We start from the raw sequence: 16,013 nt of genomic DNA on the forward strand, positions 1-16,013 counted from the left end.
GGGGAGGTCTCCACGTGAAGCGCCCACTGCTCCTTTGCACCCTGCTCGCCGGCACCGCCTTCGCCGCCAAGGAGCGCGCCACCTTCCGCTATACCGCGCCTCCGGATGGGGAGCGTCCCGTCATCGTCAACGCCGTCATTGGCCCCCAAGGCAGTGACTTCGCCATGCGCCTGCGCTTCGACAAGGTGCCGTGGGGCGACGAGTGCAAGAGCCGCTGCGCCAACGCCACGCTGCTGCTCGACACCGACAACAGCAAGCAGACGGGCCTGCGCCTGGCGACGAAGAACGCGCCCGGCAACGGCGCCGACGTCGCCGTCGTCATCCAGGGCGTGCGCGACTACGCGAAGCAGGAAGGCGCCCCGCCCGTGAGCTGGCTGCGGGTGAAGGTCCGCCTGCTCGGCAGCGAGGCCTCCTCCGTGGATGACGGCGAGCTGCTGGCCGAGTTCAACCACCGCCAGGACCCCGAGCGCCTCCACGTGGACGGAGAAACCATCTACCTGCTGGTGGACGCCACCAGCGCCGCCCTGCCCTCCGCGCGCAAGGCCCGCGTCGTCTACCAGCCGCCCGGCGCCAAGCCGCTCCAGGCCACCATTCCCGGGATGATTGGCAGCGGGAGCGGCAAGGGCGTGCGCATCTTCAAGGATGGTTCGTGGGGGAAGGCCCGCGACGCGACGCCCTAGGGCGTCCGCCCGCCGCCAGGGGGACGAGCCGTCCTGTCCTACCCGCACCCACCGTCCCGCCCCATGCCGCAGCCAGGAGGCCCCCGACCTCGGAATTCCGCGGGGTTGGAGTGGGGTTCTGCTGGCAAATAGGACTGGACAGACGTGTAGGTGGGCACTGTTGGAGAGTGCGCAACCCCCCGAATTCGTTCCCAATGTCAGGGTGGCATGGTAGTCCCGGCGCCCTGTTACATACCTCTGTTCCCCCAACGTGAGGAGTGCGCGGGTCGCGCGCCGCGTTCGGGGTGCGGGGCGTTCTCACCTGTGGATTGACGACCATGCTCGCAGAAGCCGAATCGAAATCGCGAAAGAAGCAGGGGGCCGGGGGAGGCGGTGGTAGCGGGAGTGGCGGCGGCGCGGGTGGCAACGGCGACGGGTCCGTGCCGGCTTCGCTCGCGGACGAGGCGCGCCGCCGGTACATCAACTACGCCCTGTCGGTCATCACCTCGCGCGCCCTGCCGGACGTGCGTGACGGCCTCAAGCCGGTGCAGCGCCGCATCCTGTTCGGCATGTTCCACGACCACCGGCTGACGCACGAAGCCAAGTACCAGAAGTCCGCCAAGGTGGTTGGCAGTGTCATGGGTCAGTACCACCCGCACGGTGACGCCTCCATCTACGAGGCGCTGGTGCGCATGGCGCAGGACTTCTCGTTGCGCTACCCGCTGGTGGACGGCCACGGCAACTTCGGCTCGCTCGACGGCGACGGCGCGGCGGCCATGCGCTACACCGAGTGCCGTCTGGCGATGCTGTCCAGCGAGCTCCTGACGGAGCTGGGCAAGAAGACGGTGGCCTTCCGGCCGACCTACGACGGCACGCTGCAGGAGCCGGTGGTCATCCCCGCACGGGTGCCGCAACTGCTGATGAACGGCACCACGGGCATCGCCGTGGGCATGGCCACCAACATCCCGCCGCACCACCTGGGCGAGCTGGTGGACGCGCTGGTGGCGCTCATCGAGAACCCGCAGCTCCTGACGAAGGACCTGCTCAAGTGGGTGAAGGGCCCGGACTTCCCCACCGGCGGGCAGATCCTCAACGACAAGAAGGAGCTGCGCGACATCTACGAGTCGGGCCAGGGGAGCATCCGCATCCGCGGTGAGTACAAGCTGGAGGACCTCAAGCGAGGCGGCCAGCAGATCGTCATCACCTCCATCCCCTACACGGTGAACAAGTCCACGCTGGTGGCCAAGTTCGGCGACCTGGTGCGCGAGCGGAAGCTGCCGCTCATCACCGACGTGCGCGACGAGTCCACCAAGGACGTGCGCATCGTCCTGGAGCTGAAGAAGGACGCCAACCCCGAGCTGGTGATGGCGTACCTGTACAAGCAGACGCCGCTGCAGACGAACTTCGGCGTCAACCTCACCTGCCTGGTGCCCATCAAGGACAAGCCCGAGCTGAGCGCGCCCGAGCGGCTCAACCTCCGGGACATCCTCTGGTACTTCCTCACCTTCCGCTTCGACGTGGTGACGAAGCGCTTCGAGCACGAGCTGGGCGAGCTGCTGCGGCGCGTCCACATCCTGGAGGGTTTCGAGAAGGTCTACGACGCGCTCGACGAGATGATCAAAATCATCCGCGCGTCGGAAGGAAAGCAGGACGCGGCCCGGAAGCTCATCGCCCGCTTCAAGCTGGATGAAGCCCAGGTGGACGCCATCCTGGAGATGAAGCTCTACAAGCTGGCCCGCCTGGAGATTCTCGTCGTGGAGAAGGAGCTCAAGGAGAAGCGCGCCGAAATCAAGCGCATCCAGGGCATCCTCAAGGACAAGAAGAAGGTGTGGGGCACCGTCCGGGACGAGCTGGGCGAGATGAAGGCCCGCTACAACGACAAGCGTCGCACGCGCATTGGCGGCGCGGGCTCCGAGGAGATGGAGTTCAGCGCCGAGGCGTTCATCGCGGACGAGGACGCGCACGTGGTCATCACCCGCGACGGCTGGGTCAAGCGCGTGCGCGAGGTGAAGGACCCGTCCACCACGCGCCTGCGTGAGGGCGACGCGGTGATGGCGGTGCTCGCCGGCAGCCTGAAGGCGAACCTGGTGCTGTTCAGCAACTTCGGCACCGCGTACGTCACCCGCTTCAACGACGTGCCCGCCTCCACGGGCTACGGCGAGCCGGTGCAGAAGTTCTTCAAGTTCGACGACGGCGAGCGCGTGGTGTCCGCCCTGTCGCTGGACGCGCGGCTGCCGCGCCCGCAGAAGCTGGTGGGCGTGACGAAGCAGGGCATGGGCATGCGCTTCCTGCTGGAGCCGCACCTGGAGGTCTCCACGCGCGCGGGCCGCCGCTACGCGAAGACGGGCGAAGGCGACGAAATCATCGGCGTGCAGCCGGTGACGGACCGCGACCTGCTGGCGGTGCTGACGGAGAAGACCAGCGCCCTGGTGTGCAAGGTGGCGGAGGTCAACGAGCTGGCCGGCCCGGGCAAGGGCGTCACCGTCATCAAGGTGGACGGCGGCGACCGCGTGGTGGACTTCCTCGCCGTGTCGCCCGCGCAGAAGGACGCGAAGCTGGAGTTCGAAACGCAGAAGGGCCGCAAGCTGCACCTGTCCCCGGCGAAGTACGAGGTGACGGGCCGCGGCGGCAAGGGCCATGAGATGTCGAAGCGCGACGCCGTGAAGGAGGTGGCACGCCCCGTCACCTTCATCCCGTTGCCCGAGAAGAAGGACTAGGCAGAGGACGCCATGGCGACGAAGAAGGAAACCTACACAGGCGCGGACATCCAGGTCCTGGAAGGCCTGGAGCCGGTGCGCAAGCGCCCGGCCATGTACATCGGCGGCACCGACAGCACGGGGTATCACCACCTGCTGTGGGAGATCCTCGACAACTCGGTGGACGAGGTCATCAACGGCTTCGCCACCACCGTGGAAGTGACGCTCCACAAGGACGGCCGCAGCGTCACCATCGTGGACAACGGGCGTGGCATCCCCGTTGACATCATGCCCAAATACAAGAAGCCGGCCGTGGAGGTCATCCTCACGACCCTTCACGCGGGCGGCAAGTTCGAGCAGGGCAACTACATCCACTCCGGCGGTCTGCACGGCGTGGGCAGCTCGGTGGTGAACGCGCTGGCGCGCAAGCTCGTCGTGGAGATCAAGCTCCACGGCAAGAAGCACGTGCAGACGTTCGCGCGCGGCAAGGCCACCAGCACGCTGAAGGTGGAGGGCGCCGCGCGTGGCACGGGCACCTCCGTCACCTTTGAGCCGGACCCGGAGATTTTCGGCGAGAAGCTGAAGTTCGACGCGGAGCTGGTGCGCGAGCGGCTGGAGGCCAAGAGCTACCTGCACAAGGGCATGACGGTCGTCTGGAAGGACGAGACGTCCAGCCCGGCCACGTCGGTGACGTACAAGCACGACGGCGGCATCGCGGAGTACCTCACCAAGGTGGTGACGGAGCGGAACAAGCCGCTGGTGCCCGCGGGCAGCGCGGCCTTCTACCACTCCCGTGACAACGGCGTGCGGCTGGAGGCGGCGCTGGCGTGGACGGAGGCCACCGACGAGCACATCCGCTCGTATGTCAACGGCATCCCCACCCCGCTGGGCGGCACGCACGAGGCGGGCCTGCGCAGCGCGGTGGTGAAGGCGGTGCGCAACTACATCGAGACGCACGGCATCGCGCCCAAGGGCGTGACGCTCACCGCGGAGGACATCCGCGAGGGCATCACCGCCATCCTGTCCACCTACGTGGTGGAGCCGCAGTTCCAGGGCCAGACGAAGGGGCGGCTCAACAACCCCGAGGTGTCCGGCCAGGTGGACGGCGTACTGCGTCCCGCGCTGGAGAAGTGGCTCAACGACAACAAGTCCATCGCAGAGTCGGTGGTGGCCCGCATCGTCCTGGCCGCCCGCGCGCGCGAGGCCAGCCGGGCCGCGTCGCAGGCGGTGAGCCGCAAGACGGCGGTCAGCCACCGGCTCAACCTGCCGGGCAAGCTGGCGGACTGCTCGTCCACGGACCCGGGCCTGAGCGAGCTGTTCATCGTGGAGGGTGACTCCGCAGGCGGCTCCGCCAAGCAGGGGCGTGACAGGCGCACCCAGGCCATCCTCCCGCTGCGCGGCAAGGTGCTCAACGCGGAGCAGGCGTCCACCGACAAGGTGACGACGAACAAGGAGCTCCAGGACATCGTGTCCGCGCTGGGCTGCGGCATCGGCTCCGACTTCGACATCAGCAAGCTGCGCTACGGCCGCGTCTTCCTGCTGATGGACGCCGACAGCGACGGCCACCACATCGCCACGCTGCTGCTCACCTTCTTCTATCGGCACCTGCGCCCGCTGATTGAGAGCGGCGCCATCCACATCGCCCAGCCGCCGCTGTACCGCGTGGACATCGGCAAGGAGACGTACTGGGCGCTGGATGAGCCGGACCGCGACCGCATCATCAAGGAGAAGACGAAGGGCAACGCCAAGCCCAACATCATGCGCTTCAAGGGACTGGGCGAGATGACGCCCGACGAGCTGAAGCAGACGACGCTCGACCCGAAGAACCGCATGAGCCTGCGCGTCACCATCGACAAGCCTCTGGAGACGGACCGGCTCATCAACGACTTGATGGGCAAGGACGTCAGCGCCCGCTTCAGGTTCATCATGGAGCGCGCCAGCGAGGTCCAGGACCTGGACGTCTAGTCAGGACGGAATCACCGTCGCGGGTCCCTCCCAACCCGGAGGGGCCCGCGCGCAGCAGGGCTTTTGAGACGGAGCCCTGGCTCGGCTAGCATCCGCGCCGTGACTACGTTCCGCCGAACCTCCCTGCTCCTCGCGTTCATGCTGGCCACCTCTCCCGCCTATGGGCAGTCCACGCGGAAGAAGAAGTCCAGCAAGAAGCCCCCCGCCACCACTCAGCCGGTGAAGACGACCAAGGCGGCCCCGGCGGACGACGCGGATGGCGATGAATCCGTCGAGCCCCGGGCTTTCGGTTCTCCGAACGAGGACGCGGAGACGGCCGTCACGCCGCTGGTGTCGCCGGACGCTCCGGCCGTGGCCAAGCCCGCGGCGGCGCCAGGTGCCTCGGGTGAGCCGGCGGTGGCCAGCGCAGCGGTGACGGCCTCCGGGCCGGTGGCGCTCTTCGCGGTGGCTCGGACGTCCGCGGTGGAGGAAGCCGCGGTGAAGCTGGAGGAGGAGCTGCTGAGCCGGCTCAAGGCGAGCGGCGTGGCGCTGGTGGACCTGGGCGCGGCCTTCCCGCCGTCCCCGCCGGCCTCGCTGGCGCGCGCGGACACGCTCTTCGAGCAGGGCCGCACCGACTACGACAACCTGGACCCCGAGTCCGCCGAGGCGAAGTTCCTGGCGGCGGCGGAGGCCTATACGAAGCACCCGGCGGAGCTGAGCCCGGAGCGGCTGGCCAAGGCCTACCTGTTCCTGGGCGCCTCGCGGATGCTCAACGGCGACTCCACCGGAGCCCTGGACGCGTTCAAGCGCGCGGTGGTGGCGGAGCCGTCCACGTCCCCCGACGCCGCCCTCTTCGGGCAGGACGTGATGAAGACCTTTGACCAGGCCCGCGCCGACGTGAAGGCGCGCCCGGCCGGCACGCTGGTGGTGGAGTCGAAGCCAGCGGGCGCCAGCGTCCTCGTGCGAGGCCAGGAGCTCGGCGTCACGCCGCTCAAGGGCGTGGAGTTGCCCGCGGGCCAGCACCCGGTGGTGGTGTCCCTGCCCGGCTACTCGGCCTTCTCCCAGTACACAGAGGTGGCGTCCGCCAAGAGCACCGAGGTGAAGGCGACGCTGGAGCCCACCCCGGGCCTGTCCGCCGTGCGTGACGCGGCGGTCCACGCCAGCACCGAACAGGCCTTCGAGCGGGACACGCCGCCACCCGAGGCACGCGCCATTGGGGAGCGGCTCAACGCCCGCTACGTGGTGCTGGTGGCGGTGGCTCGCGGGGACAAGGGCCACCTCCAGGCCGAGCTCCAGGCGTGGGACCTGCGCTCCAACGCGCGGCTGCGCGGCGTGGAGATTGCCCTGGCGCCGGGCGCGAAGAAGAACGGCCCGGACGCGGCGGCGGACCAGGTGCGCGCCTTCGTCAACGGCGTCGCGGCGCCCCGCGTGGCGGAGAGCAATTCGTTCTCCACCCTCATCAAGCGCCCGTGGTTCTGGGCGGTGGTCGGCGGCGCGGCGGCGGTGACGGCCGGGGCCGTCTACGTGGCGACGTCTCAGGACAAGAGCCGCCCGTTCAACCCCGTTTCTGGTGGAGTCGGGTTCTGAGGCAGCGCCGCGTGTTGAATGCCCGGACCGCCACCCGCGTCGCCTGTTTCAAAGGTCACCCCATGAAATCCGCTCTCGCCCTCCTCCTCCTCCCCGCGCTGACACTCGCGGCCCCGCCCCAGGCGCGCCGCGTCAGCACCCTCCTGGTGCCCATGGACCCGGCCTCCGAGGCGTCCAGCGTGCAGATGGAGGCTTACATGAACGACGCCCTCTCCAACTTCGCCGGCCTGACGGTCCGCAAGTCGGAAGAGCTGTTCGGCATGCCGGAGGACCCGGAGGCCAAGGCCTCCCTGGAGCGCGGGCGCAAGGGGTACTCGGAGAGCCTCTCCGCCTTCGACAAGAAGGAATACGAGGAGGCGGAACGCAAGGTGCGCGCCACCCTGAAGGAGCTTCAGGGGGCCGCGGGCGCCATGCGCGGGTGCTCGCCGCTGTGTGACGCGCTGGCGCTGTACGCCGCCGTGCTGCACCTGCGCGGCGAGGTGGAGGAGGCGAAGCTGGCGCTCATCGACCTCATCGCGCTGTCCCCCACCCATGAGCTGTCCCCCAAGCGCTTCTCGCGCGAATTCCTCGCCCTGCGCGTGCAGGTGGCCACCAGCCGCACGTCCCAGCTGCGCGGCTCCGCCACGGTGAACTCGCGGCCCTCGGGCGCGCGCGTGTACGTGGACGGCGAAGTCGTGGGCTACACGCCGGTGACGCTGCCCGCGCTGCCCATTGGCAAGCACCTGCTGCGCGTGGAGCGCCCGGGCTTCCGGCAGTACGGGCAGTTCATGGAGGTGGCCACCGACGACGCCGAGGTCACCGCCAAGCTGGTGCCTACTTCTGCGTACAAGGCCTTCGACGCGCAGTTGGATCGGGTGGCGGGTGAGGTGAACCGCGCCGGTGAGAAGGCGTCTGGCGTGGCGGCCATGGCGCAGTCGCTGGGGCTGGACCGGGTCATGGTGGGCACCCTTCGCGCCAATGGCGAAGGCACCGACCTGACGCTGGGCTACTACGACGCGCGCACCGGTCAGCGGCTGGCGGGGCGGCGCATGGCCGTCCAGGGCGACGAGTTCGGCCAGTTGAAGCAGGAGATGGAGCGGGTGGTGAACCACCTGGTGAACAACATCGGCGAGAAGGTGACCAAGAGCCGGGACCCGCTGGACAACCGCGGGGGCATGGAAGACTGGTCGTCGGAGGACCGGGGCGGCCGTGGCAAGGCGCAGGACAAGAAGAGCAAGCCCGGCGACGACCCGCTCGACAGTGTGTCCGGAACCGAGGACTGGTAGCGCTGAGCGCTTGTCCCGGGACGGCTGATGCCTAGAGTCCCGGGGCGTATGCGCCTGCTCGCCCTCCTGCTCCTCCCCAGCCTCGCGCTCGCCCAGACGAGTGTCGTCAGCCAGCCCGCCCTGCCCTCCCGGGGGCTGACGCTGCCGCCCACGGGCGCCGCGCTGGTGGATGAGGCCACCGCCCTGTCGCTCAACCCCGCGGGCCTGGGCTTCGTCACCGGCAGTCAGCTCTTCTACCTGCACGAGCGCAACCTCGTGCATGACGGCCTGGGAGACGGCGTCTTCCTGGCCACGCGCCTGCTCGGCCTGGGCCTGGGCGGCGCCATGGAGTGGATTCGCGGACGGGCGGAGCCGGACTACCGCCGCACGTCCCTGGGTCTCTCCCTGGGCACGCGCACGCTGCAGCTCGGCGGCTCGTGGCACGCCTACGGTTCTTCCAACCGGGACATCGACGCGCTGGACACCTTCGACGTGGGCCTCACGGCGCGCCCCATGCGGGCGCTGTCGCTGGGCGCGGTGGTGCGCGACATCAACGCCCCCACCGAGGGCACGCTGGCGCTGAAGCGGCAGTACAACCTGGGCGTGGGCGTGCGCCCGCTGGATGAGCGCTACACGCTGGGCGTGGACTGGCTCTTCTCCGAGGGCGCCTTCCGCCAGGGACAGGCGACGTACACCGTCAACGCGGAGGTGATTCCGGGCCTCCGCCTGGGCGCGGGCGTGTCACACGGCTTCACCTCAGGGGTGCCCATCGCGCTCCAGGTGGCGGCCACGGTGGACACCTCGCATCTGGGCCTCACCTACGCGGCGGGCGGGACGAACGCGGGGCTGGACCACCTGGTGGCGGTGCGCCTGTCGTCGGAGACCTACCGCTCCATCGCGCCGCGCGGCGGCGTGGTGACGCTGCTGGACTTGAATGACGCATTGAGCGGCGGCACCAGCCCCGTCCTCTCATGGCTGGGCGTCAGCGAGGCGGACCCGTACCTGCGGCTGACGCGGTGGCTGGACCTGGCCACCCAGGACGACCGGCTGGCCGGCGTGGTGGTGAAGATGGAGAGCCTGCCCGGGGTGAGCTGGGGCAAGGCGGAGGAGCTGCGTCAGGCGCTGCTGCGGCTGCGCGCGTCCGGCAAGCGGGTGATGGCGGTGGTGCTGTCCACGGACGACCTGGGCTACTTCGTCGCCTCGGCGGCGGACCGCATCTACGCGCTGCAGGAGTCGATTCTCTACATCAACGGCCTGGCCGTGCACCTCCAGACGTACGGCGGGACGATGGAGAAGCTGGGCGTGCACTGGGACGTGGCGCGGGTGGGCCGCTTCAAGACGGCCCCGGAGCAGCTCTCCCGCACCGAGCCCAGCGACGCGTCCTTGGAGTCCACGAACGCCTACCTGGACACGGAGGTGGCCGTCTACGAGAAGGCCGTGCAGGAGGGCCGCAAGGTGCCCGTGGAGCGGCTGCACGCGCTGTGGGCCCTGGGCCTGCCCCACCCGAAGCGCGCGGTGGAGCTGGGGTTGATGGACGGCATCGTCTCCTCGACGGAGCTGGACAAGAAGGTGGCGGAGCTGGTGCCGGGTGGACGCTTCAGCACCACGTACGCACCGCGCGACGAGCGCGACGGCCGCTGGGCCCGCCGGCGCCGCATCGCCGTGGTGCCGGTGTTGGGCGACATCATCGGCGGCCGCAGCCGTGAGGACCCGCTGGGCTTCAGCCGCCTCGCGGGCGCGGAGACGGTCATTCGCGCGCTGGAGCAGGCGCAGTCGGACCCGAGCGTGGCGGCCATCGTCGTGCGCGTGGACTCGGGCGGCGGCGAGGTGCTGGCGTCCCACCTGATGTACGAAGCCGTGATGGAGGCGGCCAAACACAAGCCCGTCGTCGCCTCCATGGGGGACATGGCCGCGTCCGGTGGCTACTACGCCGCCATTGGCGCGCACGAGGTGTTCGCCCTGCCCACCACGCTGACGGGCAGCATCGGCGTCTTCTACATCAAGCCCGCCGTCGAGGGACTGCTGGGCGGGATGTTGGGCGTGCACCAGGAGAGCCTGACCCGCGCGCCGCTGGCGGACATCCTGGACGTGTGGCGCCCCTGGACGCCGGAGGAGCAGGAGGCGGCCCAGGCGTGGGCGGACGCCTCCTACGACAGCTTCATCACCGAGGTGGCGCTGCGGCGGAGGATGGACAAGGCGAAGGTGGACGAGGTCGCCCGGGGCCGGGTGTGGAGCGGCCAGGACGCGCTCGCCCGCGGACTGGTGGACAAGCTGGGCGGCCTGCTGGAAGCGGTGGACTCCGCGCGGATGCGGGCCGGAATCCCTCCGGACGAGGAGCTGGACCTGGTGGTGATGGGCGAGGCACGGGGCTTCTTCTCCGCGCTGGGCGGTGAGCCCGGGGTGCGCGCCGCGCTGTCCCTGCTGCCCGCGCAAGAGCCCGCCCTGCCCGAGTCCCTGCGGGCGCTGGCCCGCTCGGCCGGCCTGAATCTGATGTTGCTCCAGCCGGGCGTGAAGGCGATGTTGCCCTTCCAGATAACCGTCCGCTGAGGTCCTGACGGCGGCCTGAATCAGCAGGTGGGAGGTCGGCCGGACGACACCGCGTGAAAAAAGCGGCGGCGCCGTCCCCGGCCTCTGTTACTGTTACCCTTGCACCCCGGACGGCTTTGGGCCGCCAGGGTGCTCCAGGAAACGGCGGTTCGGCCTGCTCGTCACCAGGGCCCCGCGTCCGCTTCCTGTCCCACGGCCTGAGTCACCTTGCGTCCCCGCCCTCCTCTTGGAGCGGCCGCCCGGGGCGCACACAGTCTGGAACGTTCATGAGCGAAAACCCCGATAACCGCGACCCACGTGATGCCCCCCCTGTTCCCGCCGCCCGCGCCGTGGCGCCGCCCGAGCCGGACGATGACGGTGGCGACGAGGGCGACGACGAGGGGCCTGACGACGGTGATTCCGGCGGGGGCGCACAGGGTGGCGCCCCCGGGCAGCCCGGCCAGGCCACCGGCCGCCGCCGCCGCCGTCGGCGCCGTCGCCGTGGCGCGCAGGTCCTCTTCACCCCGGACGGCCAGGCCTACCGGATGCAGCCGGGGCCGGACGGCCAGCAGGTCCAGGTCTTCCTCACGCCGCAGGAGCTGGAGCAGTACCGCCAGCGGCAGGCGCAGCAACAACAGCAACAGCAGCAACCACCGCAGCCGGCGCACGGCGGCGGGGGCCAGCAGCACGCGCGCCACGCACAGCACGGCGGCGGCCAGCAGGCCTCGCAGCAGGCGAACCTGTCGCCGGTGGAGGGCGTGCTGGACACGGAGGCCAAGGGCCCCAACGCCTTCCTGCGCCAGCTCAAGCGCAACCTGCTGGCGGCGCCGGATGACCCGGAGCTGCCGAAGAATCTGGTCCAGAAGCTGCGGCTGCGGCAGGGCCAGTACATCACCGCCTTCGCGCAGATGCGGGGCCACAAGGGCGTCATCCAGAAGGTGGACACGGTGGACGGCCGGCCGCTCGATGGCGCGCCGCGGCTGCCGCACTTCGCGGACCTGACGTCGGTGGACCCCACCGAGCGGCTCAAGCTGGAGAACGGTCACAAGGAGATGGTGACCCGGGTGCTGGACCTCATCTCCCCCATTGGCAAGGGACAGCGCGCGCTCATCGTCGCCCCGCCCAAGACGGGCAAGACGATCATGCTCCAGCGCATCGCCCAGGCCATCCTCTCCAACCACCCGGAGTGCCACGTCATGGTGGTACTCATCGACGAGCGTCCGGAAGAAGTGACGGACATGCGGCGGAGCATCAAGGCGGAGGTGCTGGCCTCCAGCTCCGACCGCCCCACCGCGGACCACCTCAAGGTGGCGGAGCTGGCCCTGGAGCGCGCGCGCCGGCTGGTGGAGTCGGGCAAGGACGTGGTCATCCTCCTGGACTCGATTACGCGTCTGGCCCGCGCCTTCAACAAGGAGGTCGACAACTCTGGCCGCACCATGTCCGGCGGCGTGGACAGCCGCGCCCTGGAGCGCCCCAAGCGCATCTTCGGCGCCGCCCGCGCGACGGAGGAGGCCGGCTCGCTGACCATCATCGGCACGGCGCTCATCGACACCGGCAGCCGCATGGACGAGGTCATCTTCGAGGAGTTCAAGGGAACGGGTAACTCCGAGGTCACCCTGGACCGCCTCCTGGCGGAGAAGCGCGTCTTCCCGGCCGTCAACATCGCCCAGTCCGGCACGCGCAAGGAGGAGAAGCTCTTCACCCTGCGCGAGTACGAGAAGGTGAAGAAGCTGCGGCAGATGCTCTTCTCCGTGAAGCCGGTGGAGGCCATGGAGGCGCTCGTGAAGCGGCTGTCCCGCTACACGTACAACGACGAGTTCCTCGACGAGCTGTAGTCCCCCGCTTCGGGAGTGGTACGGCGGGCCCGGGTGTGCGTTAAGGTGGCGGCATGATTCAAGGCTCGGGCCGCTGCCACTACCACCCGGAGCGCGCCGGCCTCGGCGTCTGCGTGGAGTGCCGGCGTGTCATCTGCCGGGAATGCACCACGCAGTTCGAGGGCATCAACCGCTGCGCCAGCTGCCTGGACCAGCGCCTCAAGGCGCTGGAGGGCCCGGGTGAGCGCCGCGAGTGGTCGGCGGGCAACGTGGTGCTGGCGCTGATGAGCCTGGCGCTCGTCTTTGGCGGCATCCTCCTGCTGGCCCAAGTGGCGGCGAGCTAGCCCATGGCCGTCTCCGCGCTCGAACTCCGCCCGCGCAACGCGGTGGCCTTGATGGATGCCGCGCTGCGCCTGTGTACCCGCAACGCGGGCGTCTGGGCCCTCACCCTGCCCGGCGGCGCGGCCGTGGTGGCCGCCATGTTGTACCTGGCGGAGTCGGTGCGCATGGGCTGGCCGCTCGTCGTGCCTTCGCTGCTGCTGACGCTGGCGTGGTTCCTCCGGGGCCTGGGCCAGGGCGCGACGTGCCATTACGTGCAGGAGCTGCTGCTGGGCAACCAGGGCGAGCCTTCCGCGTGGGCCTCGCTCAAGGCCGCGCTGGGCCGGATGCCCGCGCTCTTCATCGCCGTGGCGTACCTGCTGGGCCTCAACACCCTGGTGGTGATGGTGACGGGAGGCCTCGGCTACATCCTGCTGCAGTCCCACGGGGTGGGCTACGCGGCGGTGATGCAGGGGCGAGGCAGCCCGCTGAAGCTCTACGGCACGTGCTCACGACTGCTGGGACCGGCGCGCGGCACCGCGCTGTGGGTCCGCGCCCTCATGTCCGTGCAGGTGCTGGCCTTCTTCAACCTGCACATCGCCTTCAACTTCCTGCTGTTCCTGGGCCGCAAGCTGGTGGGCGTGGACCTGACGTTCGCGGAGCGCTTCGCCTCGCTGGACAACGGCCAGTGGCTGATCTTCCTCGCGGTGACGACGTTCGCCCTCTTCGAGCCGGTGCGCGCCGCGACGGCCACGCTGCTGCTGGTGGACGGGCGCGTGCGTCAGGAAGGGCTCGACCTGCTGGCCAGCGTCCAGCAGCTTCCGTCCCGGGATTTGGGGCGTCCGCTGCCTCCGCCGGGCGCGACGCGTGGCGCGGCGATGCTGGCCGTCGTGCTGGGCCTGGGCCTGCTGACGGCGGCGCCGGCCCATGCCCAGGACACCGAGGACGCGAAGCCCCTGGCCCCCGCAGAGGCGCTGCGGCGGCTGGGCGAGGTCACGGAGGCGTGTGAGGCCTCGGCGGATGAGGACTCCGCGGACCTGTACGCGCCCCTGGAGTCCCTGGGGCCCGCCGAAGCCGTGAAGCTGGACCGCTTCGTCCGCCGCGTGGAGCGGCAGGCCTTCGACGAGGAGGACTGCGACAAGGCCCGCGCCAAGCTGACGCAGGGGCTCACCACGATGGGCGCCACCGTGGACGCCCAGGCCCGAGCGGATGCACGCGCCGCCGCCGCGCGGGCGAAGGACATCCTGGCCCGGCCCGAGTTCGCGGAGGCCGCGCCCAAGGCGGAGAAGGACGCCCCCGAGCCCGCGGCCCCACCCGAGACGCCAGGCTGGTGGCAGCGCTTCATCGACTGGCTGGGGGAGCAGCTGAAGAAGCTGTTCGAGCGGGAGCCGGCGGAACCGCGGAAGGAGACGGCACAGCCCCTCCTAAGCGGCATGAATGTGGCCAACGTGCTGGTGGTGGTGCTGGTGACACTCACCCTCGCGGTGCTGGGCGTGGTGCTGCTGCGGGCGCTGAACCGCGACAAGCGCCGCGCGGACGCCGAAGGTGTGCAGGTATCCACGGTGGACGCGTCCACGCTGGCGGGAGACGCCCACCATGCGCTGTCACGCCCTCCCGAGGGTTGGGCCCACCTGGCGGACGAACTGGCGGCGCGGGGGGCCTACCGCGAAGCGGTGCGCAGCCTCTACCTGGCGCTGCTGTCCCGGCTCCACCGCGACGGCGCCATCCTCTATGACGAGACGCTGAGCAACTGGGACTACCTGTCTCAGTTCCGGGGCCGCGCGGAATGGAAGGCCCCCTTCCGAGAGCTGACGCGGCGCTTCGACTTCGCCTGGTACGGCAACCTGCCGGTGGGCGTGGACGGCTACCGCGAGTTCCGCGCGCTCACCGAGCCCCTGCTGGCCGCGCCGTCACGCCCGGAGGTGGCCGGTGCGTGACCGTTTCCCGCTGCTGGTGGTGGGGGGCCTGCTGCTCACCGCGGTGCTGACCACCTTCCTGGTCCGAGGCGCCCGGCGCAACACTTTCGCGGACACGCTGTCCACGTATCGCGCGCAGGAGGACGGCGCGCGGGCCCTGTTCCTGCTGGCCCAGGAGAGCGGCTTGCCGGTGACGCGCCGCATGGCGGACCTGCGCATCGTGTCCGGACTGGGCACGCCGGTGCTGCTGGCGGTGGAGGTGTCCGGCGCCTACGAGGACGACCCGGACCAGACGGCGCTGGCCGCCGAGCCCGACGCGGGCCTGGCCGACGAGCACGTCCCCCGCACCGGCTTCAACGCCTTCCGCGCGGCCGCGCTGGACGACGATGAAACCGAGCAACTGCTGAAGCACGTGCGCGAGGGCGGCAGCGCCATCTACGTGCCGTGGGGCTCACGCGAGAACCCGGTGCTGCAAGCCTTGAACGTGAAGCTCTTCAAGGCGGACACCACCCTTCCCATGCGCACGCTGGTGCCGCCCCAGCCTACGCCGTACACGCTGGGCGTGGAGCGCGTGGAGGCGAAGGTCCAGGCCTACCTGGAGCTGCCCCAGACGGCCGTTCCCGTCCTGGAGGATGAACGGCTGGGCATGTTCGTAGCGGCGGTGGTGCCGTACGGGCAGGGCCGCGTGCTGGTGGTGGGCGCCCCGGAGCTGGCGATGAACCAGGCCCTGGCGCGCGCGGACAACGCGCAGTTCTGGCTCAGTGCCCTAGCGTCAATCGGCCCCGGCCCCATCGAATTCGATGAGTTCCACCACGGCTTCACCAACGAGCGCTCGGTGGTGGACTTCGCGCGCCGCTACGGCCTGCACTTCGCCGTGTTGCAGTTGCTGCTCGGCGTGGCGCTGTGGTCGGTGTCGCTCAAGCGCTTCGGCCGTCCGCGGCCCCCGCCCGAGTCCTCGCGCGTGGGCGCCACCGACGCGCTCTTCGCCATGGGCCGGCTCTATCGCGAGGGCCGGCACCACGGCTTCGCCGCCCAGCTCATCCTCCGGGGCCTCACCCAGGACCTGGCCCTGCACGCGGGCCTGCCCGCGCATGCGTCCGCGGACGCGGTGACCCACGGCCTGCGCGAGCGTGGCCGCGCGGACCTGGCCCAGGGGCTCGAGGAGCTCACCACGGACAGCCGCGCGGTGACGCGCGACACGGACCTCCAGCAGCTCGCAGAGCGCGCGGCGCGGCTGCGACAACGCCTTCATTCCGCCGGCGCCGCCCGGCCCAGCCCTCCCGAAACGACATGAACGACACCCTGTCCG

General features: G+C 70.2%; 10 protein-coding genes. All 10 read left to right on the top strand.

Translation table 11 applies throughout. From position 1 onward, the window contains the following. Positions 1–14: 14 nt before the first annotated feature. Positions 15–680, top strand: a complete 666-nt coding sequence (locus FMP39_RS09445; protein WP_090489416.1) for a hypothetical protein — start codon at positions 15–17, stop codon at positions 678–680. Positions 681–997: 317 nt separating this feature from the next. Further along, on the top strand, positions 998–3,376 hold the full coding sequence (locus tag FMP39_RS09450; protein WP_194858312.1) for a DNA topoisomerase (ATP-hydrolyzing) subunit A: 2,379 nt from the start codon (positions 998–1,000) through the stop codon (positions 3,374–3,376). A 12-nt stretch (positions 3,377–3,388) separates the two neighbouring features. After that, a complete protein-coding gene (locus FMP39_RS09455) occupies positions 3,389–5,320 on the top strand; it encodes a type IIA DNA topoisomerase subunit B (RefSeq protein WP_141589617.1) in 1,932 nt (643 codons plus the stop codon). A gap of 99 nt (positions 5,321–5,419) precedes the next feature. Further along, entirely contained in the window at positions 5,420–6,886 is a 1,467-nt protein-coding gene (locus FMP39_RS09460) for a PEGA domain-containing protein (RefSeq protein WP_228557830.1), read from the top strand. A 62-nt stretch (positions 6,887–6,948) separates the two neighbouring features. Further along, entirely contained in the window at positions 6,949–8,151 is a 1,203-nt protein-coding gene (locus FMP39_RS09465; protein WP_194858313.1) for a PEGA domain-containing protein, read from the top strand. Between the two features lie 48 nt (positions 8,152–8,199). Then, positions 8,200–10,677 (top strand): signal peptide peptidase SppA, encoded by a 2,478-nt coding sequence (sppA, locus tag FMP39_RS09470; RefSeq protein WP_194858314.1) that lies wholly within the window; start codon positions 8,200–8,202, stop codon positions 10,675–10,677. A gap of 266 nt (positions 10,678–10,943) precedes the next feature. Further along, positions 10,944–12,491, top strand: a complete 1,548-nt coding sequence (rho, locus tag FMP39_RS09475; RefSeq protein ID WP_141589621.1) for a transcription termination factor Rho — start codon at positions 10,944–10,946, stop codon at positions 12,489–12,491. Positions 12,492–12,544: 53 nt separating this feature from the next. Beyond that, positions 12,545–12,814, top strand: coding sequence for a hypothetical protein (locus FMP39_RS09480; protein WP_011552550.1), 270 nt, complete (start codon positions 12,545–12,547; stop codon positions 12,812–12,814). Between the two features lie 3 nt (positions 12,815–12,817). Beyond that, the gene (locus FMP39_RS09485) at positions 12,818–14,725 is read left to right on the top strand and encodes a DUF4129 domain-containing protein (protein ID WP_141589622.1); all 1,908 of its coding nucleotides are present in this window, start codon (positions 12,818–12,820) and stop codon (positions 14,723–14,725) included. Next, a complete protein-coding gene (locus tag FMP39_RS09490; RefSeq protein ID WP_141589623.1) occupies positions 14,718–15,998 on the top strand; it encodes a DUF4350 domain-containing protein in 1,281 nt (426 codons plus the stop codon). The genes FMP39_RS09485 and FMP39_RS09490 overlap by 8 nt, the downstream gene beginning before the upstream one ends. Positions 15,999–16,013 lie beyond the last annotated feature (15 nt).

The sequence above is a fragment of the Myxococcus sp. AB056 genome (genome assembly GCF_006547365.1).
Classification (GTDB): Bacteria; Myxococcota; Myxococcia; order Myxococcales; family Myxococcaceae; genus Myxococcus; species Myxococcus virescens.